Origin of the sequence: Candidatus Palauibacter scopulicola (assembly GCF_947581915.1) — a bacterium.
GTDB lineage: Bacteria > Gemmatimonadota > Gemmatimonadetes > Palauibacterales > Palauibacteraceae > Palauibacter > Palauibacter scopulicola.
The window spans coordinates 19,170-43,825 of sequence record NZ_CANPWG010000010.1; the positions used below are offsets into that span (position 1 = coordinate 19,170).

22 protein-coding genes are annotated in these 24,656 nt (G+C 69.3%); 6 read left to right on the top strand and 16 right to left on the bottom strand.

Features of this window, described 5'->3' with window-relative positions; all coding sequences use genetic code 11:
* Nucleotides 1–10 precede the first annotated feature (10 nt).
* The 3 genes from RN743_RS01855 (at nucleotide 11) to RN743_RS01865 (ending at nucleotide 4,564) form a co-directional block, all read left to right on the top strand.
* Nucleotides 11–3,193, top strand: a complete 3,183-nt coding sequence (locus RN743_RS01855; protein ID WP_310775661.1) for a hypothetical protein — start codon at nucleotides 11–13, stop codon at nucleotides 3,191–3,193.
* A gap of 7 nt (nucleotides 3,194–3,200) precedes the next feature.
* On the top strand, nucleotides 3,201–4,055 hold the full coding sequence (locus tag RN743_RS01860) for a DUF1295 domain-containing protein (RefSeq protein WP_310775663.1): 855 nt from the start codon (nucleotides 3,201–3,203) through the stop codon (nucleotides 4,053–4,055).
* Nucleotides 4,056–4,222: 167 nt separating this feature from the next.
* A complete protein-coding gene (locus RN743_RS01865; protein WP_310775665.1) occupies nucleotides 4,223–4,564 on the top strand; it encodes a DoxX family protein in 342 nt (113 codons plus the stop codon).
* A gap of 12 nt (nucleotides 4,565–4,576) precedes the next feature.
* Here RN743_RS01865 and RN743_RS01870 read toward each other — a convergent pair whose 3' ends face one another.
* From RN743_RS01870 to RN743_RS01925, 12 genes are all read right to left on the bottom strand, one after another.
* The gene (locus RN743_RS01870) at nucleotides 4,577–5,905 is read right to left on the bottom strand and encodes a hypothetical protein (protein ID WP_310775667.1); all 1,329 of its coding nucleotides are present in this window, start codon (nucleotides 5,903–5,905) and stop codon (nucleotides 4,577–4,579) included.
* Between the two features lie 92 nt (nucleotides 5,906–5,997).
* On the bottom strand, nucleotides 5,998–7,308 hold the full coding sequence (locus tag RN743_RS01875; protein ID WP_310775669.1) for a 6-bladed beta-propeller: 1,311 nt from the start codon (nucleotides 7,306–7,308) through the stop codon (nucleotides 5,998–6,000).
* Between the two features lie 111 nt (nucleotides 7,309–7,419).
* Nucleotides 7,420–8,295 (bottom strand): hypothetical protein, encoded by an 876-nt coding sequence (locus RN743_RS01880; RefSeq protein WP_310775671.1) that lies wholly within the window; start codon nucleotides 8,293–8,295, stop codon nucleotides 7,420–7,422.
* Nucleotides 8,292–9,125, bottom strand: coding sequence for a hypothetical protein (locus RN743_RS01885; protein ID WP_310775673.1), 834 nt, complete (start codon nucleotides 9,123–9,125; stop codon nucleotides 8,292–8,294). Before RN743_RS01885 ends, RN743_RS01880 begins: the two co-directional genes overlap by 4 nt.
* 21 nt (nucleotides 9,126–9,146) lie before the next feature.
* Nucleotides 9,147–9,926 carry a cyclase family protein gene (locus RN743_RS01890; RefSeq protein ID WP_310775675.1) on the bottom strand — a complete coding sequence of 260 codons (780 nt, stop codon included), beginning with the start codon at nucleotides 9,924–9,926 and terminating at the stop codon, nucleotides 9,147–9,149.
* Nucleotides 9,927–9,994: 68 nt separating this feature from the next.
* The gene (locus RN743_RS01895) at nucleotides 9,995–11,443 is read right to left on the bottom strand and encodes a sodium/solute symporter (RefSeq protein ID WP_310775677.1); all 1,449 of its coding nucleotides are present in this window, start codon (nucleotides 11,441–11,443) and stop codon (nucleotides 9,995–9,997) included.
* A complete protein-coding gene (locus RN743_RS01900) occupies nucleotides 11,440–11,628 on the bottom strand; it encodes a hypothetical protein (protein WP_310775679.1) in 189 nt (62 codons plus the stop codon). Before RN743_RS01900 ends, RN743_RS01895 begins: the two co-directional genes overlap by 4 nt.
* Nucleotides 11,625–12,275 carry a hypothetical protein gene (locus RN743_RS01905; RefSeq protein ID WP_310775681.1) on the bottom strand — a complete coding sequence of 217 codons (651 nt, stop codon included), beginning with the start codon at nucleotides 12,273–12,275 and terminating at the stop codon, nucleotides 11,625–11,627. Before RN743_RS01905 ends, RN743_RS01900 begins: the two co-directional genes overlap by 4 nt.
* Nucleotides 12,276–12,280: 5 nt before the next feature.
* Nucleotides 12,281–14,074 carry a M28 family peptidase gene (locus tag RN743_RS01910; RefSeq protein WP_310775684.1) on the bottom strand — a complete coding sequence of 598 codons (1,794 nt, stop codon included), beginning with the start codon at nucleotides 14,072–14,074 and terminating at the stop codon, nucleotides 12,281–12,283.
* Nucleotides 14,075–14,078: 4 nt separating this feature from the next.
* Entirely contained in the window at nucleotides 14,079–14,573 is a 495-nt protein-coding gene (locus RN743_RS01915; RefSeq protein WP_310775686.1) for a BsuPI-related putative proteinase inhibitor, read from the bottom strand.
* Nucleotides 14,570–15,025 (bottom strand): GNAT family N-acetyltransferase, encoded by a 456-nt coding sequence (locus RN743_RS01920; RefSeq protein WP_310775688.1) that lies wholly within the window; start codon nucleotides 15,023–15,025, stop codon nucleotides 14,570–14,572. The genes RN743_RS01915 and RN743_RS01920 overlap by 4 nt, the downstream gene beginning before the upstream one ends.
* A 31-nt stretch (nucleotides 15,026–15,056) precedes the next feature.
* Complete coding sequence (locus RN743_RS01925) at nucleotides 15,057–16,214, bottom strand: N(4)-(beta-N-acetylglucosaminyl)-L-asparaginase (protein ID WP_310775690.1); 1,158 nt, start codon at nucleotides 16,212–16,214, stop codon at nucleotides 15,057–15,059.
* A 246-nt stretch (nucleotides 16,215–16,460) separates the two neighbouring features.
* On the opposite strand from RN743_RS01925, the gene RN743_RS01930 reads away from it, so the two are divergent.
* Together RN743_RS01930 and RN743_RS01935 are read left to right on the top strand one after the other, a co-directional pair.
* Entirely contained in the window at nucleotides 16,461–16,937 is a 477-nt protein-coding gene (locus RN743_RS01930; RefSeq protein ID WP_310775692.1) for a hypothetical protein, read from the top strand.
* The gene (locus tag RN743_RS01935) at nucleotides 16,934–17,638 is read left to right on the top strand and encodes a hypothetical protein (protein ID WP_310775693.1); all 705 of its coding nucleotides are present in this window, start codon (nucleotides 16,934–16,936) and stop codon (nucleotides 17,636–17,638) included. The genes RN743_RS01930 and RN743_RS01935 overlap by 4 nt, the downstream gene beginning before the upstream one ends.
* Before the next feature lie 6 nt (nucleotides 17,639–17,644).
* Here RN743_RS01935 and RN743_RS01940 read toward each other — a convergent pair whose 3' ends face one another.
* Nucleotides 17,645–18,967, bottom strand: a complete 1,323-nt coding sequence (locus RN743_RS01940; protein ID WP_310775695.1) for a hypothetical protein — start codon at nucleotides 18,965–18,967, stop codon at nucleotides 17,645–17,647.
* A 14-nt stretch (nucleotides 18,968–18,981) separates the two neighbouring features.
* A complete protein-coding gene (locus tag RN743_RS01945; protein ID WP_310775697.1) occupies nucleotides 18,982–20,649 on the bottom strand; it encodes a SulP family inorganic anion transporter in 1,668 nt (555 codons plus the stop codon).
* Between the two features lie 115 nt (nucleotides 20,650–20,764).
* Here RN743_RS01945 and RN743_RS01950 point away from each other — a divergent pair, with 115 nt between their 5' ends.
* A complete protein-coding gene (locus RN743_RS01950; RefSeq protein ID WP_310775699.1) occupies nucleotides 20,765–22,114 on the top strand; it encodes a sodium-dependent transporter in 1,350 nt (449 codons plus the stop codon).
* Nucleotides 22,115–22,148: 34 nt separating this feature from the next.
* Here the strand turns inward: RN743_RS01950 and pdxH are convergent, their stop codons facing one another.
* Together pdxH and RN743_RS01960 are read right to left on the bottom strand one after the other, a co-directional pair.
* Complete coding sequence (gene pdxH / locus RN743_RS01955) at nucleotides 22,149–22,826, bottom strand: pyridoxamine 5'-phosphate oxidase (protein ID WP_310775701.1); 678 nt, start codon at nucleotides 22,824–22,826, stop codon at nucleotides 22,149–22,151.
* Between the two features lie 109 nt (nucleotides 22,827–22,935).
* On the bottom strand, nucleotides 22,936–24,654 hold the full coding sequence (locus RN743_RS01960) for an Ig-like domain-containing protein (RefSeq protein ID WP_310775703.1): 1,719 nt from the start codon (nucleotides 24,652–24,654) through the stop codon (nucleotides 22,936–22,938).
* Between the last annotated feature and the right edge of the window lie 2 nt (nucleotides 24,655–24,656).

A 24,656-nucleotide genomic window follows, 5' to 3' on the forward strand; every position in this document is an offset into this window, starting at 1 on the left:
AGGAGCAGACATGCGATTCCCCGCCCCGATTCCCGGCACGCGAACCGTCCTCGCACCTCTGGCCGCCGTCGCCGCCCTCGCGTGGCCCCTCGCCGCACAGGATGGCGCGCACGGGGGCGAGCCTCCGGTCGGCGTCCGGAACCCGGCCCCGGCCGCGGACACCGTCGACCCGAGCCTCTTCGGCGGCCTTTCCTTCCGCTTCGTCGGCCCCTCGCGCGGCGGCCGCGTCACGGCGGTCGAGGGTCACCCTTCCCATCCCCACACCTTCTACCAGGGGGCAACCGGCGGCGGCGTGTGGAAGACGACGAACTACGGAGTGACGTGGGAGAATATTTCAGACGGATACTTCCGGTCTCCCTCCATCGGCCACATCGAAGTCGCCGACTCGGATCCGAACGTCATCTACGTGGGGACGGGCTCGGACGGCATCCGCTCGAATATCATCATCGGGAAGGGCATCCATAAGTCGACGGACGCGGGAGAGACGTGGGACCACGTCGGACTCGAGGACGCGGGCCAGGTCCCGTCCGTGAAGGCCCACCCGGACAATCCCGACCTCGTCTATGCGGCCGCGATGGGAAACCCGTTCATCAACAATGAGACGCGGGGCGTCTATCGTTCCTCGAACGGTGGCCTCGACTGGGAGCGCATCCTCTTCACCTCGGATTCCGTCGGGGCGGTCGATCTGGAGTTCCACCCGGCGGATCCCGACGTGATCTACGCCGCGATGTGGCGGGCGCAGCGGTATCCGTGGTCGATCATCTCCGGGGCGAGCGACGAAGACGGGATCTGGAAGACGACGGACGGGGGCGACACGTGGCGGCGGATCACGGCCGGGCTCCCGGAGGGCCTCATCGGCAAGGTGGATTTCTCCGTCTCGCCGGACATGCCGGACCGCGTCTATGCGCTGGTCGAGGCGCCGGAGCCGATCGAGGGCCTGTACCGCTCGGAGGATGCGGGGGAGACGTGGGATCTGATCAACGACGATCCGCGCAACCAGCTCATGCACCGGCCCTTCTACTTCGCAAACGTGATCGCGGACCCGACGGACGGAGACGTGGTCTATGTCCTGAACCTCTCGACCTGGAAGTCGACGGACGGGGGGGAGACCTTCCGCACGATCCCCAACGTGCACGGCGATGACCACGATCTGTGGATCAACCCGGACGACCCGCGGATCATGGTGCACGGGAGCGACGGGGGCGGGGTCGTGACGCTGGACGGCGGGCAGACGTGGTCGCCGGTCAACAACCAGCCCACCGCCGAACTCTACCAGGTCGACGTGGACGACCGCTTCCCCTACTGGCTTTACGCGGGGCAGCAGGACGATGCCTATACGGTCGCCGTGCCGAGCCGGCAGCCTTCGGTCTCCGCGCCGGGCGGGCCCGACGCCTACTGGCGCTCTCCGGGCGGGTGCGAGACGGGGCCTGCCGTGCCGAAGCCGGGCGACCCCGACGTCGTGTACGCGAACTGCAAGGGGCGTTTCGGGGTCTACAACCAGCGCACCGGGCAGGAGCAGCAGTACTACGTCGGCGCGGTGAACATGTACGGCACCAACCCCGCCAACCTCCCCTACCGCTTCCAGCGCGTCGTGCCCATCGAGGTCTCGCCGCACGACCCTGAGCTCGTCTATCACGGCTCGCAGTACGTGCACCGGACGACAGACGGGGGCCGTACGTGGGAGCGGATCTCTCCCGACCTCACGGCGTTTCCGCCGGAGCGGCAAATGGTGTCGGGCGGGCCCATCACGCGCGACGCGACGGGGGAAGAGCACTATTCCACCCTCTACGTGATCGAGGCCTCGCCGCACGATCCGGACGTGCTCTGGACGGGGGCGAACGATGGCCCGGTGTACGTGACGCTGGATGGCGCGGAGACCTGGGAGAATGTGACGCCGGCGGACATGCCGCCGGAGGGCCGCATCAACTCCATCGACATCTCCCGGCACGATCCGGACAAGGTGTACGTGGCCGGATACCGCTTCCTGCTCGGCGACTTCCGGCCCTACGTCTACCGGACGGATGACGCGGGGGAGACGTGGAAGCTGCTCACGGATGGGACGAACGGGATCCCGGCGGACGTGCCGGTGCGGGTCGTGCGCGAGGATCCGGACCGCGCGGGGCTCCTGTATGCGGGGACCGAGTTCGGGCTCTTCATCTCCTTCGACGATGGGGAGACGTGGCAGTCGTTCCAGCTTGACCTGCCGCTCACGCCGGTGACGGACATCGAGGTGTATCGGCAGGACCTCGCGCTCTCGACGATGGGCCGCGGGTTCTGGGTGCTGGACGACATCACGCCGTTGCACGAGATCGGCGCGGACGGATCGGTCGCGGCCGAGGGCCGGGCGCACCTGTTCGAGGGACGGCCGCAGTACCGCACGCGGCCCGGACGGAACTCAGGCTTCGAATGGGCCTCGAATACGGCGCGGCCGGACTACCCCGGCGCGGGTGCGGACATCAGCTACTGGATCTCGCCGGAACTGGGACCCGACGAGACCGTGCGGATCGAGATCCTCGACGCGGGCGGCGAGGTCATCCGATCCTTCGCCAGCGGCGGGGGCGGCGGCGCGGCTCGGGCGGGGGGACCGGCGATGCAGCGCATGGCCCCGCGCGGCGGGGCGGCGCGCGGCGTCTCGTCGGCACCCGGCGTGCACCGGCTGCGGTGGGACATGCGCTCGCAGGGCGAGGGCCGCGGCGGACCGATCGTGCCGCCCGGCGAGTACACCGTCCGCCTCTCGGCGGGCGACGTGACGGCCGAGTCGGGGCTCGAACTGCGGATCGACCCGCGGGTGGCGGCGGAGGGGGTGACCGTCGCCGACCTCGAGGAGCAGTACCGCTTCAACCTCGCCGTGCGGGAGACGATGGCGGAGGCCCGTGAGGTCGCGGACGGCATCGACGACCTGCGCGAGCGCATCGCGGAGGCGCGCGCGGACGCCGGCGGCGGCCGCAACGATACGCTGGACGAACTGGAGGCGGAGCTGGACGAACTCGACGCGGGCGTCAACGACGCGGAGGGCAGCTATCCGCGCCCCATGCTCCTGAGCCAGCTCAACTATCTCGCCGGCATGACCGGGCGGGCCGACCAGGCGCCGGGCGCCGACGCGTACGAGCGGCACGAGGACCTGCAGGAGGAGGTGCGCGCCGTCAGCGAGTGGCTGCAGACGCTGGTGCGACGGCTGACCGCCACCGACTGACCGTGACGTGAGCCAGGGCGTGTTCGACATCAACGTCATCCCGCACCCGCTGTCGGGCACGCCCTTCGGCACGGCGCTCGATCTGTGCCTGATCCTGGCCGCGATGTGCCTGGTGGTCGCGATCCCGACGCGCGACTACTCGTGGGTGGACCGGCTGTGGAGCCTGGTGCCGCCCGTCTACTGCCTGATCGTAGCCGCGGGGCTCGACTTCGCCTCGCCGCGCGTGAACCTGATGACCCTGCTCGTCGTCCTCTGGTCGGCGCGCCTGACCTTCAACGGCCTGCGCAGGGGGGTATTCCGGCCGGGACACGAGGACTACCGCTGGGTCGCGGTCCGCGAGAAGCTCGGTCCGATCCGGTTTCAGTTGCTCAACCTCACGTTCATCAGCTTCGGGCAGATGCTGCTCATCTGGTGGTTCACCTCGCCGGTGCACCAGGCGGCGGTGTGGAGCGAGACGCCGCTCGGCTGGCTGGATTTCCTCACCGCCTCGCTGTTCCTCGTGCTCTTCGTCGGCGAGGCCGTGGCCGACGAGCAGATGTGGCGCTTCCAGCGGGACAAGAAGCGACGGATCGAGGCGGGGGAAGAGGTCCCCCAACCCTTCATCACTTCGGGTCTGTTCCGCTATTGCCGCCATCCCAACTACTTCTGCGAACTGGGCATGTGGTGGCTGTTCTACCTGTTTGCCGTCTCCGCCTCCGGCCAGTGGCTCCACTGGACCGGCCTTGGCTTCATCCTCCTCACCGCCCTGTTGATCCCGTCCATGCGCCTCACCGAGACCATCTCCGCGTCGAAGTACCCCGCCTACCGCGACTACCAGGCGAGCACGCCGGCGCTGATCCCCGGACTCCGCTTCAAGATCTAGAATCACGGGAGTGTCGGCGCCTCTGCATCGACCCATGCCCATCGAACATCCGAGGACGTTCCCGCGGGAACGTCGAGGTCGGCGGTCTGGCCACGGGTCGGGATTGAAACGAGGTTCAGGGATCGATGGGGAGCCGGACCAGGTACTCGTAACGCGAGGAGGGTTCAGTGGCGGACAACGGAACTGCTGGCAAGGCCGTCAAGGTGGTGTCGATTCTGCTCGCGCTGCTCTTCCTTCTGAATGGCGGGATGAAGATTGCCGGGATGATGGTCGACCAGTTCGCGGTGTGGGGCTATCCGGCGTGGTTCCAGTACCTGATCGGCGTCGTGGAGGTGCTGGCGGGGGTCGGTTTCCTGAGGCGTCCGACGAGCTTCCTGGCGGCGGTCGTCGTCGTCCCGATCATGGCGGGCGCGATCTACACCCTCGTGAGGGCCGGGACGGCGCCGCAGGCCGCGGTTCCGGCCGTGGCGCTGCTGCTCTCGCTCTTCGTGGCGAAGAAGTCGCGCTAGTCCGGCGCTCGCTCAGTCGCCTTCGGCGGCCTCGAGCAGCTGGTCGCCCACGAGACGGACGACGCGGACGCGCTGGATGCCGAGTTCATCGGATTCGATGTAGGCGAGCAGGCCGTCCGGCCCGAACGCGGCCGGAATGCGAACTCCGTCCGGGGCGATCGTGCCGAAGTACTGCCCGTCGGCCGTGAGGATGTCCGTGGGACCGGGCTCTCCCCCCAGGGCTGAGCGTTCGACCCAGATGCGATCGCTCCGGTCCACGGCCAGTCGCGAGATGACCGGCGCCTCCTCCGGAAACACCATGTCCGCGATCCGGTCTTCCCGCATGCGGCGCATCGCCTCCGGATCGGGACCACTCGGCCTTCCGGAACCGGCGGTTCCGCTGATCGAGATCGCCCGAGTCATGAAGACGGCGCCCCCGCCGCCTCCGCTCCCGCCGTCCGCCAGGGCGGCGAGCTGGCGCTCGCGCTCCGCATCCCGGATCTCGTCGGTGACCGCGACGGGGGAGATCGGCCGTTCGAGCGTGCCCGTCACCTGTCCCGAGGCAGCGAGGATCTTGACCCGGTAGCCGACCGAATCGGCCAGGGCGACGCGGCCATCCCGGAGCACGCCCAGGCTGAGGGGAAGAGGGAAGGCCTCCATGCGAGACATGACGATCCGCATGTTTCCGGCCTGCGTCTCGGCGTCTTCGACGGGCGGTCCCGCCCAGGCCACGTAGAACACGTCGTGGGTCCCATCGAGCCGGTACCGATGGATCGGACGGCCTTCCGGCGCCGCATCGTCCCCGCCGAGGAGGAGCGCGAGCGACCCGCCGACGAGGTCTGCCGAGAGGACCGTGCCGTCGGGTAGCGCGTGGATCGGAATGCCGGGCGCTCCATCCGTCATGTTGAACGCGGCCTCTCGGACGAGCTCGCCTTCCCGGTTGAACAACTTGATGCCCCGCGTGAGGTCGTTCACGCCGATGGTGCCGTCGGCGAACACCGCCATCCCGAGCGGCTGGCTGAGTTCCCCGGGACCCTCGCCCTTGTTCGAGATCGTCCGCACGAACTCGCCGCCCGGGCCGACGACGACGACGTGGCCGGCGTCATTGTCGAGGATGAAGAGCGAGCCGTCCTCCCCGAAGGCGACGCCCGCCACGCGACCGAACATCTCCCACGCGGCCCCGTCCATCACGCCGACGGTGTACACCTCCTCTACGCCGGGTGCGAGGGCGACGTCGGGGCTGTCGAGTCCCGCGGCACCCGGTCCGGCGCCGCCCGGTGCGGCGTCGCCCCCGCAGCCGACGGCCGCAAACGGAAGGGCGAACAGGACGAGATGACGCGTACGACAAGGGATCTTGTACATGAGTTTCCCCCAGGGGAGAAGCGGGCGATGGCCGGACGCCGCGTGTGACAACGGAGAGCGGGCCCACGGTTGCCCGCCTTGCGCGCCCACGCTTATCGAGCGCCCTCCAGTTGTTCGTCCGCCATGAGTCGGACGACGAGGACCCGCTGAATGTCGAGGTCGTCGCGCTCCACGTATGCGAGCAGGCCGCCCGGACCGAAGGCTCGGGGGATTCTCAGGCCGTCCGTGGGGAGCGAGCCGAAGTACCGTCCGTCGGCGCTCAGGATGTCGATCGTACCGGTCTCTCCGGGGAGGGCGGAGCGCTGCACCCAGATGCGGTCGCTCCAGTCCACGGCCAGGTTCGTGATCACCGGCATCTCCTCCGGGAACGCCAGGTCCCGGATCTGGTCCTCGCGGATCTGGCGCAAGGCCTCCCGCATCCCCTCCGAATCCATGGGATTCCCACCGCCGCCAGATCCGGCCGCTGCGGTGATGCTCAGGGTCATGATGCCGCCGCCTCCCCCGCTTCCACCGGACTCGAGGCTCGCGAGACGGCGTTCGCGCTCGGCCGCCTCGATCGCGGGCGTCACGGCCACCGGCGGCACCGGGCGCTCGAGGGTCGACACGAGGGCCCCCTCCACATCGAGCAGCTTGACCCGGTAGCCGACCGAGTCGGCGATCGCGACGCGTCCGTCACTGAGCACGTCCAGCGCCAGCGGCAGCGGGAAGGCCTCTCCGGCTTCCATCTGGATGCGGATGTTCCCGGTCTCCGCTTCGTCGGTTCGCGTTTCGCGCGGCGGGGGCGCCCAGGCCGCGTGGAAGAGGTCGGTGCTTCCGTCGAGCCGGAAGCGCGTGATCGGACGGCCCTGTTCACGGTCCGAGATCCCCTCCGGCGAGAAGCTCATCCGGCGGGCCGGTGCGATGAGGCTGTGATCGGGCATGGCGCGGAGTCGCCCGGCGGGCACGGCGCCCTCCGGATCGATCCGGACGTCGTCGAGGAGCCCTCCCTCGCGGTCGAAGAGCGCGATGCTCCGGTTTCTGACGTCGCGCACACCGATCCGTCCGTCGCCGAACACGATGAGGCTGGTTGGGAGGCGGAGCTCGCCGGGTCCTTCGCCCTTGTTGGATATGGTGCGAACGAATGCTCCCGCGGGATCGATCACGATGACGTGCCCGGCATCGCTGTCGAGGATATAGAGAGTGCCGTCCGCATCGAACGCGACATCCGCCACCCGGCCGAACATCTCCCAATCCGCCCCGTCCAGCACACCGACGGCGTAGAGCGTGTCCGTCGCGGGAGAGATCGTGACGTCGGGGCTGTCGAGCCCGCGGGCGGCGGATCCGCCGTCCCCGCCGCAGGCCGCGGCCGACAGGAGAACCGGAGTGAGTACGGCATGGGCGACATGGCTGTGCGAACGGCGCATCGGGTTCTGCTCCTGGCGCGGAGGGGGAGCCAACAGGTTTCGACTATGAAGATAGTTGAGGCGCGTTCCCGCGGGAACGTCCCCCGGATCGCGAACACCGGGTGGGGACTCCTACTCTTCCTCCTGCGACCCCAGCACGAGAGCACGGTTCACGGCATAGCTGGTCGGAATCCAGATGCCTTCGCCGTCCTCGGCGGCCATCCTCTTCCCGAAGTTCTGGGCGCGCTGGATCGAGGTTTCCTGCCTCTCGAAGTACGCTCTCTCCCGGGCTTTCCGCGTTCGGCGTTCGTCCTCCGTCTCATCGACGGAGTGGCACCACAACGGCTCGCTGAACCGGTGTCCGGCGGCCAGGCGATCCCCCACCCACCGAAGGAGGAGCGCTCTCTCGTCGGTGTCCGCCGACTCTCCCCGCCATTCCTCCGCCTCGATCGACTCTGCCTCCAACCAGCGGCGAGCCTTCCGCCGATCTGGGGAGTGGACGGCGATCACTGCGTCGGCCAAGTGGCTGCCGTATCGCCATGGCGGCGCCGAGTTCAGGAGACCGGTGAGGAAGCCCAACATGAGCGAATGGCGGAATCTGTCGTTCTCCCTCCACGCACGGCGCGCTTCGTTCAGGGCGGCAAGCTTCTGAAGGAACCCGACCTCCAGGTCGAGTTCGCCTTCGTCGGACGGGCTCTCGTCCGGCGGCTGTCCGGGCCCCAATCTGGTCAGGATCCCCTGTCGGATCCGGTCGGCGCGGCCCGGATCCCGTTCCTCGGCGGCATCGGAGATGTCATCGAAGAGGGCATCCGACTCGACTCCCGGCAGACTCCCCCGGAAGGCGATCCCGCCGGCCATCCCGAGATGGAACGCCCCCGAACGGGCGACGTCCCGCGCATCGGGGCCCTCGGCAGAGGTCCGTTCAAGCGCGGATCGGGCTTCGTCCAGCGCCTCGAGCACCTTCCGGTACGTGGATCGCCGCCGCTCGGCCCGGTTCGATTCGTTCATGTTCGCGGATCGTGCTCCCGGACTTCGTCCCGGGCGCCACGCGCAATTCTGACGCCGAAGTTCTGCGCGCGGCGGGTCGAGCGCTCGCAGCGCAGGAAGCGCGCCCCATCGTCCGACTCGCCCTCGTTTCGGTCATCGGCCGCTCCGCCGACGTGGCCGGAAGCGAACGAACCGGTCACCGATTCGGCCGCGGCCAGCCGCAGACCCAGCCACCTGAGGAGAAGGTCCGGGTCCTCCGGGGCTTCCGGCGAGTCACCGGCCAACCATTCGTCCCGGATCGCCTCCCATTCCATCCACAGGGTCTCCCCCCACCCCTCGTTGCAGGCGGCAATGACCGCGTCGTGCAGCGATCCCTGCTCGTGTTGCCCCGGCGTTCCATCCCGCTGGAGCAGGCCGGCGAGGAAGCCCGCCATGATCCAGTATCGATGCGGGTCGCCCGCTTCCCGGGCTCGCCGAGACTCGTTCAGGACGGCGAGGAACTGCAGGTAGCCCGTATCCCAGTCGGCGGCACCCTCCTCCGAAGCGCGGGCAGCGGCGTCCCCGCCCGATCGCAGCCTCGATTCGACGAGGCTCCGGATCTGGCGGATCCGGTCCAGGTCCTCCTCCTCGGTCGCGTCGGAGATCTCTTCGAACAGGGCTCCGGCGTCGGTCCCCGAGAAATGGCTGGAGAACGCGATCCCGCCCGCTTCTCCGAGGCGGAAGGTCCCCTGCTGTTCCGCACCAAGGTCCTCCGGTTCGTCCGGGGACTCCCGCTCCAGGCAGAAGATCGCCTCGTCCAGCGCCTTCAGGACCCTCCGGTAGGCGGATCGCTGCCGCTCGGCGTCGTCCATCCGTGCTGCCTTCCCCGCCCGCTATGCCGGGGCCAGCGCGATCACGCGCAGCGGGCTCCCGCTCCCCTCCACGATCTTGAGCGGGGCGGCGATCGCCACGGCGCCGGTCGGGGGCAGCCGGTCGAGGTTGCACAGGCTCGCGAGACCGAACTTCCCCGCCCCGTGCATGATCCCGTGGTTCGGAAACGGCGGATCGAATCCTCCGGCCTGACCCGCATCGGTGCCGACCGTCTCCACTCCCACTCCGAGCACCGCGCGGTCGTGGGCCAGCAGGGCCGAAGTCTCCTGGTGAAAGCCCGGCGAGTGCGGGCCATCGTCCGACACGTTGAGGAACGCCTCCTTCCCCTCCCTCCGGCTCCACCCCGTGCGCAGGAAGACCCAGGCGCCCTCGGGTACGCGTCCGTGCTCCGCCTCCCACGCCTCGAGTCCGGCGGGCGTGAGCAGGAAGTCGGGATCCGCCTCGACCTCCGCCTCCACGTCGATGACGCACGCCGGGCCGACGAACTTCCGCGGCGGGATCGTGTCCGTCGTCCCGTCGGACACATCCTTCCCCGTCACCCAGTGGATCGGGGCGTCGAAGTGCGTCCCGGTGTGCTCGCCGAGCGTGAGGTTGTTCCAGTACCAGGCCGGCCCGTCGTCGTCATACCTCGAGATCTGCTCGATCGTCACCCCCTTTGACGGCGCGAACATCGGAGGGAGGTCGATGACGACGGTATCGGGGCCGAGGGGGACCGTGAGATCCACCACCCGGACCGTACCCGCGTTCAGTTCCTCCACGAGGCGGCTCAGTACGTCCGACATTCAAAGTCTCCCTATGGTTGGCGGACCCGCGTAGTTGAGGGGCCCGCAGGCGGGTTGCAGTCCACGGGTCACTCTTTTCCGAAGAACGGCTCCAGCGTCTGGCCCGGATTCGGTTTCGTCATCAGCGAAACCATGATGAAGAGGATGAGACTCGCGCCGACACCCAGTTCGACGGAGTCGATCCCGTACAGGGGGAAGTAGTGTTCCTGGAACCAGAGAGTCCACACAAGGCAGGCGAGGAAGCCCCCGATCATCGAGGCGACGGCGCCCTTCGCCGTCCCCCGGCGCCAGTTGAGGCCGATGACGATGGGGACGAAGAAGAAGGAGGCGATGAATTTCGCCTGCTCGAGGACGATGCCCTGCACATCCCCCAGCTTCTGGAGCGCGAAGAAGAGGGGGATGATCGCGAGGACGACGATCGCCACCCGGTTCGCGTTCACGAGGTGCTTCTGGCTCGCGTCGGGCCGGATGAACTTCCCGTACAGGTCGTGGGCGACGCCCGCGCCGGTGACAAGGAGGATCGAGTTCACCGTCGACATGATCGCCGACAGCATGGCGACGAGCAGCAGTGCGCCGACCACGGGAGGCAGGACGTGCAGCGCCATGGTGGCGGTGGCCTGATCCTGGGAGGGCAGGTTCGGGAAGAGCACCCGCATGAGCATGCCGATCGACATGATGCTGGTCGCGATAATCACCTGGAAGCCGATCGCCACGAAGATCGCCTTCCGCACCGTGCGCTCGTCCCGCATCGAGTAGAAGCGGGTGAGTTCGTACGGCGCCGCTGCAATCGAGAGCCCGAACGCGATTCCGAAGGCGAGGAGCTCGCGCGGCGAGTAGTACCAGCCCACGAGACGGTCGTCGAGCGTGTCGAGAAAGTCGAGCGACCGCTCGACCGCCGCCAGCGGACTGCCGCCGCCGACCTGGTTGAGGAGAACCGGGACCGCGACGATGAGCGCCGCGACCATGATCAGCGTCTGCAGAAAATCGATGTAGGAACTGGACCGGACCCCGCCGAGGAGCGTGTAGAGCGCCGTCGAGGCGACGATGATGAGCATCGCCGTGAGCGGGCGGATCCCGAACACGACCTCCGCGATCTCGCCGCCCGCCTGGAACTGCGCCACGAGATAGATCGTGTAGGCGACGACGATGAGGACGCCCGCGAGCGCTCCAGCTTTCGCGCTCCCGTAGCGGGCCGAGATGTAGTCGGGGACGGTGAGCGCGCCGAGACGCCGCAGCTTCGGGGCGACGAAGAAGGCGCACACGAGCCACCCCGTCCACAGGCCGAGCCATGGGAAGACCCAGGAGACGCCGGCCAGGTAGTGGCGGCCGGCGGTGCCGACAAAGGTGCCGGCGGAGATCTGCGTGGCGGCGAGGACCGCCCCGCCGACGATGGGGCCGATCGAGCGCCCGGCGGCGAGGAAGTCGACCTCGGTCTCGGTCTGGAAGTAGCTCCAGATCGCGATGCCCATGATGATCGCCACGTAGACGCCGAGCACGACAAAGAAGACGCCGCTCATGAGGGCTCGGCGGGTTCGGGCGCTTCCTCGGGCGCGGCCTGCGGGGCGCCGCGCGTGGAGCGCTGCGCGACGACCTCGGCCCAGCGGCGGTCCAGTTCGTCGTCGGCGCGGATCGTGTTCCGGAAGAGAAGGACCACGGTGAGGCCGAGGGCGAAGAAACCGGCCGCGATCAGGATGATCGTCATGGCGCGGCCCCGGCGCCTCCGCGGCGGACCCGCGCGTTCCGCCACGTCCAGATCGCCCCGGCCAGCAGCAGCGCGAGGACAACGCCGTCGGCGATGCGCGCGAACGAGAGCGCCCCCCCGCGGGACAGCCGGAGCAGCCCCGGCACGCTCGACAGGGTGGCCGTGACGACGTCATCGCCGGCCCGGACGAAGCGCGGCAGCGTGGTCGACAGATCCAGCGCATCGAGCACGCCCGGATCCCCCTCCAGCCGGATCAGCCACGGCGCCGTGATTTCCTGCACGACCGTCTGCTCGGCCTCCCGGCCGGCGACGAACAGGGGGATCCGGTCCAGCCGCCCGCGCACCGGATTCCGGACGGTGTAGGAGATGACGACCGGCGCGTCCGAGACCGCATCGATGCGGTACGCCCCGTCGACCGGGGTGAGCGCGGCATCGGCGCCCGGCAGGGAGAGCGTCTGGTGCTCGATCCGGATGGCGAAGGCCCGCACCGCACCGCCCTCCGGCTCGAGACTCTGTCGCACGTGGGCCGCGCCGTCGGCATCCAGCCGGACGAAGACCGTGTCCGTCGTCTGCGCCGCCGCCGGCGCGGCCGCGGACAGGCCGGCCAGCGCCGCCGCGTGCACCGCGGCTCCCCTCGCGCGCCGCACCGTCGTCAGCCCGCCGGCGCCGAAGCCGTCAACTGCGCCCGCACGCGTCCCACCGCCCGGGCGGCCTCGTGGAACCCGTTCGCCACGTGGTTCGCCTCGCGACGCACTTCGTTCACCAGGAAGGGCAGCAGGTCGGAGCCGGCTTCCGCGAGGCCCGGCAACTCGGCCACCCGGGCCAGCCGCGGGATCGGCGTCCGGGGCAGCGCCGGATCGTGGTCGAACGGCCCTCCCTCCGCGTAGCCGATCGGCACCAGGATGCGGGACAACTCGAGGAACAGTTCGTTCACGGCGGCGGTCGACGCAGCATCCAGCCGATTCCCTCCGATGGTGGCGTACAGAGCATCCAGCGCGGCGCCCAGCGCTTCGAGTTCGGACCGGACCGGACCGAGGTCGAGCAGGTCCCCGGCAGCCTCCACGTAGCCGTCCACGAACCCGGCGAGTTCCGAGGCGGTCTCGCGGAAGTCGTACGGCAGGATGTGCGAGTTGAGCACGCGCGCGATCGAGGCGACGTAGACGCCCAGGTCGCGCTCGAGGTTTTCCCTCTCGGCGACGGCCATGACGTCGTCTTCCGTATGCCACGCGATGTTGCCCCCGCAGCCACCCGTGGGATAGAAGCCGAGCGCCGCGCGTTCGTCCGCCGGGATGTTCGAAAGCAGCATGTAGAACGAGGTGAGCCCGATCTGATTGAAGGAATAGTCGCCGGCCCGCAGCGGCCGCAGCCGTTTCGCGGTCTTCCCCGTGACGTCGGCGATCGCGCGCGCGCACAGCGGCCCCGCCTCGGCCATCCACATCACGTCGTCGTACTCCGTCGCGTGCCAGCACCCCGGCGAGTCGATGTTGATCGAGCCCACGCAGCGCCGCCGGAGTTCCAGCGCGTGCGTGTCGGCATACCAGGTAGAGCCGCCGTAGCGCCCGGTCGAGTGGGCCGGCCACCAGGCGATGCGCAGCGAGCGCCGCAGCCGCCCCGCCTCCGCGTGGAAGATCCGGGCGAGTTCCAGCAGCGTCGCGTCGCCGACCGCGTTGTCGCCGATCCCGACGTCCCACGAGTCGTAGTGTCCGTGCACAAGCATGAACTCCTCCGAAGCGCCGGCGATGTGCGCCACGGGCAGCTTGCACGGATACCAGCCCTCCTCCAGCCGGACCTCCAGCCGGACGGCTTCGCCAACAGCCTCTTTCAGCCGCTCGCCGTCGGCGTGGTTGACCGCCACCACGGGCGTCCCGGGCTTCGCGGCGAGGTTCGCAGTCGTCGGCGTGCCCCAGATCGACGTGCAGATCCCCCAGTGGATGTTCCGCCCGGGATTGATGAAGACCTGTCCCGCCGCCCCCGCCGCCTCGAAGGCGGAGACCATGCCCGGCATCGCGAATCCGTCGCTGAGCACGATCTTGCCGGCCACGTCGGGCAGGTCGTCGCCGAGCCGTCGGGCGAACAGATCCCGCTGCCCCGTCGCGGCCACGGCCGGCACGTAGACGAGCTCCCCTTCGATCCCGCCCTCCGGCGTCGGGACCGCGAAGGACGGCGGTTTGGCCCGCATCGACCCGCCGCCCCATTCCACCGAGGACTCGCGGGGGAGGGAGAGGTAGAGGTCGGGCTCGTGCATCTCGAAGGGCACGCCCATGCGGCTCAGTTCGGTGCCGATGTACTCGGCCGCGACGTGTTCGTCGTGGCTCCCGGACTCTCGTACGAGGGTCGAGAAGCGTTCGAGCAGGGACCATCCCGCGTCGAAGGAGACGGCCCGCAGAAGGTCGGGCTCGAGCACCTCGATATCCGTGGCGAGCCCCGCCGGCATCGTGTGGTTCAATTCGCTAGCTCCGTGGGAGGACGGTGAGGGGGGCCTCGACGGTACGAGGCTCCACCGTGGTGAGTGTGGCGCGGACGCGGTAGGCACCCGCCGGCAGCCCGGCTTCGATTCTCCCGGCCCAGCGTAGCGAGGCACCGGGCTCCATCGTCTCGCGCCCCAGGACCTGGGCGAAGAATCGGCCTTCCGCCCACCGCCAGACGACGGCCCCATCCTCCGAGATCACTTCGAAGTCAAAGCGCTGTCCGTCAGGGAAATCGAGGATGAGCGTGGCCTGGCCGTCGTTCGTACCGGTCAGCTCGAGGACGACGGGCGTGGCGGCGGTCGGCGCCTCATCGCCGGTCGAGAGGGACAGTCGCAGTTCCCGGCCCGATCCGTCATCGGCGGAGCTTTCATCCGCAGGTCCGTTCGCCGACCCCGCGGCGGACGCAAAAACCGCCAGCGCGGGCAGCAGAACCGCCGGAGCCGCCGCGCGCAGCGACGTGTTGACCCGGGGGCTCACACGAGCAACTCGTAGTGGTCGGTGCCGTCGAGCGCCCAGCCCAGTTCCTCGTACAGTCGCTTCGCGGGCGCGTTGTGCGACTCGGTCTCGAGGATGAGACCCTTGGCGCCGGTTTCGACCGCGAGCTCGCGCGCGCGGTCCATGAGAACGCGTGCGACCCCGGACCGGCGCGCGTCCGGGGCGACGAAGAGATCGTTGAGGATCCAGAGCCGCCTCATCGACACGGAGGAAAAGGACGGGAACAACTGCACGAACCCCAGGGGCCAGCCGTCCGCGGTCTCCGCCACGAAGACGCGCGACTCTCCGGCCCCGAGACGTTCGGCCAGGAACCGGCGGGCGCCCTCCAGGTCCGCCGGCTGCCGGTAGAACTGGCGGTATCCGTCGAACAGCGGCGCGAGGCGGTCGACATCCTCGAGGCCCGCTTCCCTGACGATCACCGTCGCTTCGGACACGGCGGACGCGGGGCCCGGGTCGGGCGCCTCTTCAGTCGGCGACGCTCACCCCCTCATACGTCTGGACCCCGTCCGCGTTCGCCACGGTCATGCGGGGGGGCGTGTCGCGGAAGGGCATCCACGCACAGCCGTAGTCGCCGTCCTTGTTGATCGCGACGAACTTCTCGGACGGGATGAAGTCCGGATTCACGCTCCGGTACTTGTGCCGGATCATCGCGACCGCGTCCTCGCAGGCCTGCTGCGGCGTGCGCCCCGCGCCCATCCGCGAGACGACGTAGTACCCGGCACACGACTTGATCACGTCCTCGCCCCGCCCCGTCACGGCGGCGGCGCCGATGTCGTTGTCCACGTAGAGCCCGGCGCCGATGATCGGCGAGTCGCCCACGCGGCCCGGGACCTTCCAGGCGAGCCCGCTCGTCGTCGTGATGCCCGAGACGTTCCCCTGCGCGTCGACCGCGAGCACGTTTGTCGTCCCGTAGCGGTGCAGGAGCGCTTCGGCCAGGACGTAGTCACGGTCGGGACCGTCGCGGCCCGGCAGATCGAGCAGTTCCGCCCACTGCTCTGCCTCGTCCAGCCCGCCGCCGTCTGAGCCGTCGCGCGGACGCCGCAGGTGGTCCGGGGGTCCCCAGTCGTCCGTATCGGACAGCCGCTCACGCCAGCGGAGCCAGATCTCCCGCGACTTCGGCGTCATCAGCTCCTGGACTTCGAAGCCGAAGCCCACCGCGAAGCGCTGCGCGTAGTCGCCGATCAGCATGACGTGGTCCGTGCGCTCCATCACGAGCCGCGCCACCGACGCGGGGGTGCGGATCCCCTCGATGCCCGCGACCGAGCCCGCGTTGTACGTCGCTCCGTCCATGACGGACGCGTCGAGTTGCACGACGCCCTCGGCATTCGGCAGGCCGCCCCAGCCGACGCTCGTCTCATCGGGGTCGAGTTCGATGATGTTCGCGCCGCGCTCGACCGCGTCCATCGCCGTGCCGCCGCCCGAAAGGATCTGCCACGACGCCGCGGCCGCCCGCCGGCCCGTGTCGTTCGTGTGGCTGGTGATCATCATCGGCGTCGTCGCCCGTCCGCTCGACGACAGAGACGGTCTGGATCCGCTCGCCGACGCTCGCGCGGGTACGGCTCCCGCGACGGCGGCTGCCGCGCCCAGGCTCAGGCCTCGACCGATGAAACCGCGACGATTCATCTCGGACATCTCATCCCCCCGTGATTTGCGTGAGTCTCGCATCGCCCCAAACTGATGCGAGATCCGCTGCTCACGCCAGCGTCCGGCCGGGACCTCCGGCCCGCCGCCCCCGGCCACGCGCGGCAAGCAGGCTCGAAAGTGACGCCGCGAGCGCGTCAGTCGTGTGGAAGGCGTACGCGGAGAAGCGTACGGCGTACTGGCATCGGACGCCCCGGATTGCGAAGATGCTGCGAAGATGGAGGAACCATGAACCGAACCACACACCGTGTCGTTCCGCTCTTGGCGCTACTGCTCGCGGGCTGCGCCACCGCGCCCGTCTCCTTCCAGGGCGTCGCGCCGCCGGGGCTGGAAACCGCCTATCAGTGCGCGGTCGCGCAGTTGAACCTGATGGACTACACGATCGAGGACGGCAACCTCGAGGCCGGGTTCGTGCGGGGTCGCCGGCAGACGTCCGGCGTGGTCCAGGAGCTCTTCACCGGAGCCGCGCATCACGACGTCCTCACGGCGAGCGTGTTCGACAATCCCGCCACGGGCAATACGCACATACGCGTCGTCGCCTCGCGGATCGCCGACCACGACATCGGACTCCTGGCCGGACTCGACGACGACGAGGAACAGGGCGAGAACCAACTCGGGCCATCCGACTCCGGCAAGGCGGACGCGCAGCGTCTGCTCACCAACTGCGGCGTGGTCGCCGCGACCGGAGGGCCGGCGCCGCAGTGACCCGGTTCGCCGCACCCACAACCCTCGTCATCTGCCTCTCCCTGCTGGCCGCGCCGCCGGCCCGCGCCCAGTCCGAGGTGTTCTTTCGGCTGGCGCCCGAAGCGGGCTGGCTCTCGGCGGAGCATTCGAAGCGTGTGACGGCGGGCGGCGGATCGAGCGAGAGCGCCACGACGGCCTCCGGGGCCACACTCGCCGTCAGCCCCTCTCTCGGACTCCACACGCGCGTTCTCGGCGGGCTGCTCGCGGGCATGGAGTTCGAGGGGGTGCTCGCCGGCCGGGGGAAGATCGAAGGGACGATCGAACCCACCCCGAACGGCGAACCGCACGATGTATGGCCCGGCGCCTGGGACCTCCGCGACCGGTTCGGCCTCGGGGTCAACGTGCTCGTCGGACTCAACCCCGAAGGCGGCTCGACACGGGGCTACGTGTTCGGCGGGATCCGCCGCATGTGGACCGAATTCGCGACGAGCGGGGTCAACCCGGAGACGGATGAACTCGGCGAACGGCGCGAGCGGCGCGCCCGCTGGCCGTCATCCGTCGGCGTCGGCCTGACGCTGAACCGCCGTTGGCTCGTGGACCTGCGCCTCGCCTACTCCCGGTCGCTGACCGAGTGGACCGTGGAGATCCCCGGCATCCTGCTCGACTACGGATATTCGGCGAGCGCCGTCACGCTGTCCCTCGGCATCGGCCCGCCCCGCTGACCCGTCTCATCGGACTTTGACGGGCAGCCTCCGGACGACGACGCTCGGGATGTCGAGTTCGTCGAGTTCCACGAAGGCGACGAGACCGTCGGGCCCGAACGCGTCCGGCATCCTCGTGGCGCCGGGCGCGAACGTCCCTACGTACTCGCCGTCCGCGCGCATCACGTCTATGGGTCCGAACTCGACCCACGGTTCCTCCCCCACTCGCTCCACCCAGACGGCGCCGTCCCATGTCGCGCGCAGCGCCGTAAGGACGGGGATCACATCATGGAATTCGCGATCCTCGATTTGCGTCCGCATCGCTTCCGTCGTCGCCTCCCGGATGCCCGCCGGGATCTCGTTCCCGCCGCTGCCGGCACGGAAGCCGGCGCCGAGGTCGCTCCCCTCCTCAAGGTCCCGAAGCCGACGCTCGCGGACCTCCTCTCGGATCCGGCGCGTGACGGGCTCGGGATGCAGGTCCCGACTCAACCGCCGGATCGCCCGTCCGGCCCCATCCGTCACCTTGATCTCGTACGCGGTGGAATCGGAGTAGGCGATCCCGCCGTCGGGGAGCACATCCCAGAGAAACCCGGGTTCGAACCACCGCTGGCCACTCATCATCATCGTGAGCATGCCTGCCGGCTCCGTCAGGTCGTCGAGAGAGAGTTCCGGCGGCTCGGCCCCCGCGGTGGACGGACGCCAGCCCTCGAGGATCGGCTCGCGGGACACGGCCTCTCCCCGAAGATCCAGCCGCTCGAGCCCGCGGTCGTCGACACGTTCCTCGCCCGGCGCCTCCGCTCCGAGGAGTTCACCGAACAGGTCCGTGAGCGCGCCGACTCCCGACGGGGGCCCCTGAGCGATGAGCGACAGCCCGGCCGGATCGGGTCGAAGCTTCGAGCCCATGCTGCCCGCGCCGCCCAACGGGTCGCTGACGCTTCCCGCGCGCACGAACCGTTCGAACTCGCCGTCCGGGCCGAAGATCTGGTAGGCGCGATGCCCCATATCGGCGATGGCGAGGCGCCCATCCCGCCAGACCGCGAACCCGGTGGGCCGGTTGATCTCGCCCGGCCCCTCGCCGGGGCGACCGACCGCGCGGACCAGGGTTCCGTCGGTGTCGATCACCACCACGGAACCGGAGCCCAGGAACCCTTCCATGGCGTAGAGTCGGCCCGCCGCATCGAAGCGCACGTCGGGCGGCACGGCGAACTCCGCCCACTCGGGCGCGTCGAACCCGCCCACGCGGTATACCTCCGGGAAGTCAGCGGCGAGCGGTACGTCCTGCCCCATTAGGCCGTTGCCCGTTCCCGCCACTCCGGCGAAGGCGACCGCCGCCAGAAGAACCCTGCCCATCTCGATCCTCCTCGTCAGCGGTTCAGCAGTTCAAGCGCGACTTCGCGCGCCTCGTCCATGGTGTCGACGACATGGCCCTCGGGCAGCCCCGCGAGGATGTCGAGCGTATCCAGTGTCTTCTCGACGGAACCGGACACCGCCATCACGATCACCCGGGTGTGGCTCTTCTCGGCGACGCCGAGCAGTTGACGTATGACCATGGCGGCGCTGTCGTCCAGGTACTTCGCGTCGGAGAAGTCGAAGATGACGATCTCGTGGTCCTTGATGTCCTTCCCGATCACGTTCACCAGCTTGTGGGAAGACGCGACGGTGAAGGCGCCCCGGAGCGCGACGAGGCCGACCCGGGCCGAGTACTCGTCCACCGCGTCCGCGCCCTCGGCGCCCTCGAAGAACACCCGGTCCAGCAGGGGCACGGAGAGCACGTTGTCGAGTTCGAGGCTCTCGATCTGCCGCGCGTGCGCCATGCCCGCGACGATGAGGCCGATGGCCACGGCCGTCACGAGGTCGACGAACACCGTCAGGGCGAGTGTCAGCAGCAGCACGAACAGGTGGTCGCGCCGAATGCGGTGCAGGTGGGCCAGGAGGGGCCAGTCGATGATGTCCCACCCGACCTTGATCAGGATGCCCGCGAGTACGGCATGGGGAATCGGCTCCAGGTACTGGCCCAGGCCCAGCAGAACTCCCAGCAGCAGGATCGCACGCAGGGCGCCTGACATCCGCGTGAGGCCGCCGGCGCGGATGTTGACGACCGTCCCCATCGTGGCCCCCGCCCCCGGCAACCCGCCGAACAGACCCGCGATCGTGTTGCCGATCCCCTGGCCGACCAGTTCGCGGTTCGAGTCGTGCTGCGTGCCGGTCAGCGAGTCGGCCACGAGCGACGTGAGCAGGCTGTCGACGGAGCCGAGGAGGGCGAGGACGAGCGCCGGATGGAAGGCGCGGGCGAGGAAGCTCGCGGAAGGCAGACTCAACTGCAGTTCCGGCAGCCCGGTGGGGATCGCGCCAATGGTCGGCACATCGGTGAGCCAGAAAACTCCCAGGGCGGTCCCCGCGAGGAGGGCGACGAGCGGGCTGGGCAGCAGCCGGGACAGCCGCTGCGGCCAGAAGATGCTCACCGCGAGGGTCGCCGCACCGATGATGAGGGCGCCGCCGTTCAGGTTCGCCACGGCTTCCGGGAGCGCCCGCACCGCAGCCATGGGACCGCCCGCCGCCGTGGGTGCGCCGAGGAAGGGCAGGATCTGGATCAACATGACGATGATGCCGATCCCCGACATGAACCCGGAGATCACGGCGTAGGGCGTGTACACGACGAAACGGCCCGTCCGCAGCAGGCCCAGCGCGGTCTGCAGCAGCCCCGCCAGCACGACGACGGTGAAAGCTTCGCCAAGCGTCGAAGCATGCGTCGTCACGATGACCGCCATGGCGACGGTCATGGCTGGCGTGGGACCGGAGATCTGGAACCGGTTGCCGCCGAAGACGGACGCGAAGAAGCCCACCGCGATCGCCCCGTAAAGGCCGGCGGCGGCCCCCAGCCCCGAGGCGACGCCGAAGGCCAGCGACACCGGCAGCGCGATCACGGCCGACGTGATACCGCCGAACAGATCCCCGCGCAGCGTAGGAAGATCGTACTTCAGGCGCCGCTCCTTTCCGGCAGTTCCGCACCACAGTCCGGCCCGGCATCGCACGTTCGATCACGGACAGGTTACTCTGGGAACGCCTCGGAGGGCGAGCCACCGCCGCCCCCGCACTCGGCAGGGGCGCCGATGCAGGGCCTTCTGCCACGGACTGCCAGGGTAGGGAATGAACGCAACGCGCGAACGCTGGGGAAGCCCGCTGGGCTTCATCCTCGCGACCACCGGATTCTCGGTGGGACTCGGCAATATCTGGAGATTCCCCTACCTGGCCGGCGAGAACGGGGGGGGCGCGTTTCTCCTCATCTACATCCTGCTCGCGGTCCTCATCGGGATCCCGCTGTTCACCGCCGAGATCAGCCTCGGGCGGCGCGCGCAGGCGACACCGCTGGCCGGGATGCGGAAGCTCGCGGGACGCAGCCCCTTCCGCGCGATCGCCTGGCTCGGCGCGGGCGCCGCGTTCCTCATCATGTCCTACTACCAGCTCATCATGGGCTGGATCGCGGCCTACTTCATCCGCGCGCTACGCGGCGGCTTCGGAGCGGGGAGCGTGCAGGCGGCGGCGGAGTCATTCGCGGCCTTCACGAGCCGCCCGGGCGAGGTCCTGGCTTACTCGATCCCGGTGATGCTGCTGACGGGCCTCATCATCGCGCGCGGATTGCGCCGCGGGGTCGAGCGCGCGGCGCGGTTGCTCATCCCCCTGCTCTTCTTCTTCCTTGTCGGGCTGGCGATCGTCTCGCTCCAGTTCGAGGGGGCGTGGGAAGGCGTTCGCTGGTATCTCGCGCCCGACTTCTCGGCCATCGGGCCCGGAACGTGGCTCGCGGCGCTGGGGCAGGCGTTCTACTCGATCGGCGTGGGGATGATGGGGGCGTTCGTGTTCGGGAGTTACCTCCATCCCCGCCACAGCGACATCCCCGGCAGCGCGGCCTCCATCGTGGCCTGCGACACGATCGCCGCGATCCTCGCCGGGTTCGTGATGTTCCCCGCCCTGTTCGCGTTCAATATGGAGCCGGACCAGGGCGCCGGACTGCTGTTCGTCACGATGGCGGGGCTCTTCGGCCGGCTGCCGGCGGGAGACGTGGCGGCGGCGTTCTTCTTCTTCTTCGTGTTCATCGCGGGGCTCACCTCCGGTCTGGCGCTCATCGAAGCGCTCACCGCGAGCGCGATGGACTCGCTGGGCTGGAGCCGCCGGCGGTCGCTCTGGGTCGTGCTCGCGCTCGTCGTGCTGGCGGGCGTGCCCCTGGCTCTCGGCGCCGGACCGTGGGCGGCGCTTCAGGTCGGCGGCCGCGGCCTGTTCGAACTCGCCGACTACGTGTCGGGGAACATCTTCCTCACCGTGGGCGGGCTCGCGATCTCCCTCTACGTCGCCGTCGCGTGGGGGTTCGAACGGTTCCGCGCGGAGACGAACCAGGGGGCGGGGCGGTTCCGGATCACCGCCGCCTGGGGTCCGGTGATGCGCTTCGTCGTGCCGGTCGCGGTCGCGCTCGTCGTCCTCGCCGGACTCGGCCTCCTGAGCTAGCGGCCCATCGATCGGCGACCGGCCGGCCACGCGCTCACGGCTGGAGGCGGGTGATCTTCCAGCTTCCGTCGGGCGGTTCGTGGCGCGGCGTGTATTCGAGACGGTCGTGCAGCCGGTTGGCGCGACCCTGCCAGAACTCGATCCGGTCGGGGACGAGGATGTATCCGCCCCAGAAGTCGGGGAGTGGCACGTCCCTCCCCTCGAACCGGGCCTCCGCCTCCGCCACCTGAGCCTCGAGCCCGGCGCGATCGGTGATCGGGCGGCTCTGTGCGGAAGCCCACGCGCCGATCTGGCTCCCGCGGTCGCGCGTCGCGAAGTAGGCCGTCGAGTCTTCCGCCGAGAGGCGCTCGACACGCCCTTCAACGCGCACCTGCCGCTCGAGCACGGACCAGTGGAAGCAGAGCGAAGCCTGCGGATTGTCGTCCAGTTCCACGGCTTTGCGGCTGCCGTAGTTGGTGAAGAAACGGAAGCCGTCGGGCCCGACGCCCTTCACGAGGACCATCCGCACCGAAGGCCGCCCGTCTCCGGTCGCCGTGGCGAGCGCCATCGACTCGGGCAGGAGCAGCCCCGAGGCCTCGGCATCCCGGAACCAGTCGCGGAAAAGATCGTAGGGGTCCGCCGCCGCCTCGAGGACCGGCAGCCCGCGCGTCACCCCGCTGGTGAGCGTGCGGATCGCCCGCAGGTGGGCGCGAAGGTCGTCGAATTTGCTCACTCGGCTGGCCTCGGTACGGGGAATCCGGGTGCCCACAGTGTCCGTGGAACGACGCAAACGGTCAACCCGGATCGCGGATCGCGAAGTCGCGTGGAGCGTGCGGGAAGGTTTACGGTTCCGAACTCGGGCAGACGCCTTCACCCTGGCCGCGGGGAATGCTCCCGAGCCAATTCTGGAATTCGGCGTTGGGGGGAGAACACAGGCCGGTGAAGATCCAGTCGAACGTGGTCAGTCGCAGACTCGTGAGTTCCTGCGGGAGCGGCCCGCGCAAGTCCGAGTTTGTGAACAGGTACAGGTGCCGGAGGGCCGAAAGCCTTCCAAGCTCGGACGGCACGGAGCCGGACAACTCGTTGACCTGAAGTCCGAGAAACGCAACGGACGAGAGGTTGCCCAATTCGGGCGGGATCGAGCCGGTAAACGCATTGCAGCACAGGGACAACCGAGCCAGGCGACCGAGTTTCCCCAGGCTGGACGGGATCGGCCCGGACAGTTGATTCATGTGGAGCTTCAGGTCGCCGAGATTGGAGAGGTCTCCGAGCGCCGAAGGAATGGCGCCGGTGAGTCGATTGCCGGCGAGCGAGAGAACCACAAGGCCGGAGAGGGTGGCAAGATCCGGCGGAATGGGGCCGCTCAGGTCATTCTGCTCAATGTCGAGAACCGTGAGGTTCCGCAGGCCCGCGAGTCCCGACGGAATCTGGCCGGTCAGGGTGTTGAAGGCGAGATCCAGCACCTCGAGATCGCTCAGTTGGGCGAGTTCGGGCGGAACCGGTCCGGTGAGCCGGTTCCGACCCGCGAACAGATCGTTGGAGAGGTCCAGTACTCTCAGGCGGGTGAGGCCGGACAGCTCGACCGGGATCGGGCCCGTGAACTCGTTTACGGCGAGGCCGAGTTCCTCGAGCTCCGTGAACTCCGCCAGATATGCCGGGATTTCCCCGGTCAACCGGTTGTACGACAGGTTGAGACGCCGGAGGTTCGTGAGGTGCGCGAACTCTTCCGGCAAACGGCCCTCGAGGCCGATGCCCGAGAGATCCAGTCCGGTTACCCGGCCCTCCGCGTCGGCGGTCACTCCGTGCCATTGGTCGGTCGGCGCGTCCGTCAGCCAGTTGCCGCTTCGCGTCCAGCGCGAGCCTCCGGTGGCGTTGTACAGCGCCACGAGGGCAAACCTCTCGGACACCTTCACAACGATCCGCGCGGTCGCGGTGAGGGCGGCGCTCGACACCTGCACGGATATCACTACCGATCCCGGTGCTACCGCGGTCACCAGACCGTCGGCGCTGACGGTAGCCACCGACTCGTCATCAGAGTGCCACGAGAAGCCCACCCCGGCGACCGGGTGCTGGTTCGCATCCAGGGCCTGCGCGGTCAGTTGGAGCGTTTCCAGCGCGTCGACCGCGGCCTGATCGGGTGACACCGTCAGCGCGGTGACCGCCTGCGAAACCGTGATGGCGGCGCCTCCGGAGGCGCCGCCGCCCTGCACCGTGGCCGTGATGTTCGTGGCTCCGTTGCTCACCGCCGTTACCAGCCCGGCGGGATCGACCGTCACGATTCGGCCGTCGGTGCTCGCCCAGTTCACGCCGATGCCGGGCATGACGGCGCCGGTCTGGTCGCGGACGGTCGCCGTCAGTTGCACCGTCTGTCCCAGGGCGGCCAGAACCGCGGACGAGGGAGTGATCGCCAGGGTGGTGGGTACGGGCGCCCCCGGCGGCGCGGTGCCGGGTTCGCCGTCTCCGCACCCTGCAGCCAGCAGCGGCGCGAGGAACAGGACGCGGCAACGGCGAGGATGCGGGGCTCGCGCCCCGGGCTGTGCGCCGAGTCGAAGAGGTGCCATCG

Coding starts and splice junctions, on each gene's coding strand:
- RN743_RS01950 (WP_310775699.1), top strand. CDS start 20,765: ATGAACGCAACGCGCGAACGCTGGGGAAGCCCGCTGGGCTTCATCCTC.
- RN743_RS01940 (WP_310775695.1), bottom strand. CDS start 18,967: ATGGGCAGGGTTCTTCTGGCGGCGGTCGCCTTCGCCGGAGTGGCGGGA.
- RN743_RS01925 (WP_310775690.1), bottom strand. CDS start 16,214: ATGAATCGTCGCGGTTTCATCGGTCGAGGCCTGAGCCTGGGCGCGGCA.
- RN743_RS01895 (WP_310775677.1), bottom strand. CDS start 11,443: ATGAGCGGCGTCTTCTTTGTCGTGCTCGGCGTCTACGTGGCGATCATC.
- RN743_RS01900 (WP_310775679.1), bottom strand. CDS start 11,628: ATGACGATCATCCTGATCGCGGCCGGTTTCTTCGCCCTCGGCCTCACC.
- RN743_RS01885 (WP_310775673.1), bottom strand. CDS start 9,125: ATGGACGACGCCGAGCGGCAGCGATCCGCCTACCGGAGGGTCCTGAAG.
- RN743_RS01870 (WP_310775667.1), bottom strand. CDS start 5,905: ATGTACAAGATCCCTTGTCGTACGCGTCATCTCGTCCTGTTCGCCCTT.
- RN743_RS01855 (WP_310775661.1), top strand. CDS start 11: ATGCGATTCCCCGCCCCGATTCCCGGCACGCGAACCGTCCTCGCACCT.
- RN743_RS01880 (WP_310775671.1), bottom strand. CDS start 8,295: ATGAACGAATCGAACCGGGCCGAGCGGCGGCGATCCACGTACCGGAAG.
- RN743_RS01875 (WP_310775669.1), bottom strand. CDS start 7,308: ATGCGCCGTTCGCACAGCCATGTCGCCCATGCCGTACTCACTCCGGTT.
- RN743_RS01960 (WP_310775703.1), bottom strand. CDS start 24,654: ATGGCACCTCTTCGACTCGGCGCACAGCCCGGGGCGCGAGCCCCGCAT.
- RN743_RS01890 (WP_310775675.1), bottom strand. CDS start 9,926: ATGTCGGACGTACTGAGCCGCCTCGTGGAGGAACTGAACGCGGGTACG.
- RN743_RS01930 (WP_310775692.1), top strand. CDS start 16,461: ATGAACCGAACCACACACCGTGTCGTTCCGCTCTTGGCGCTACTGCTC.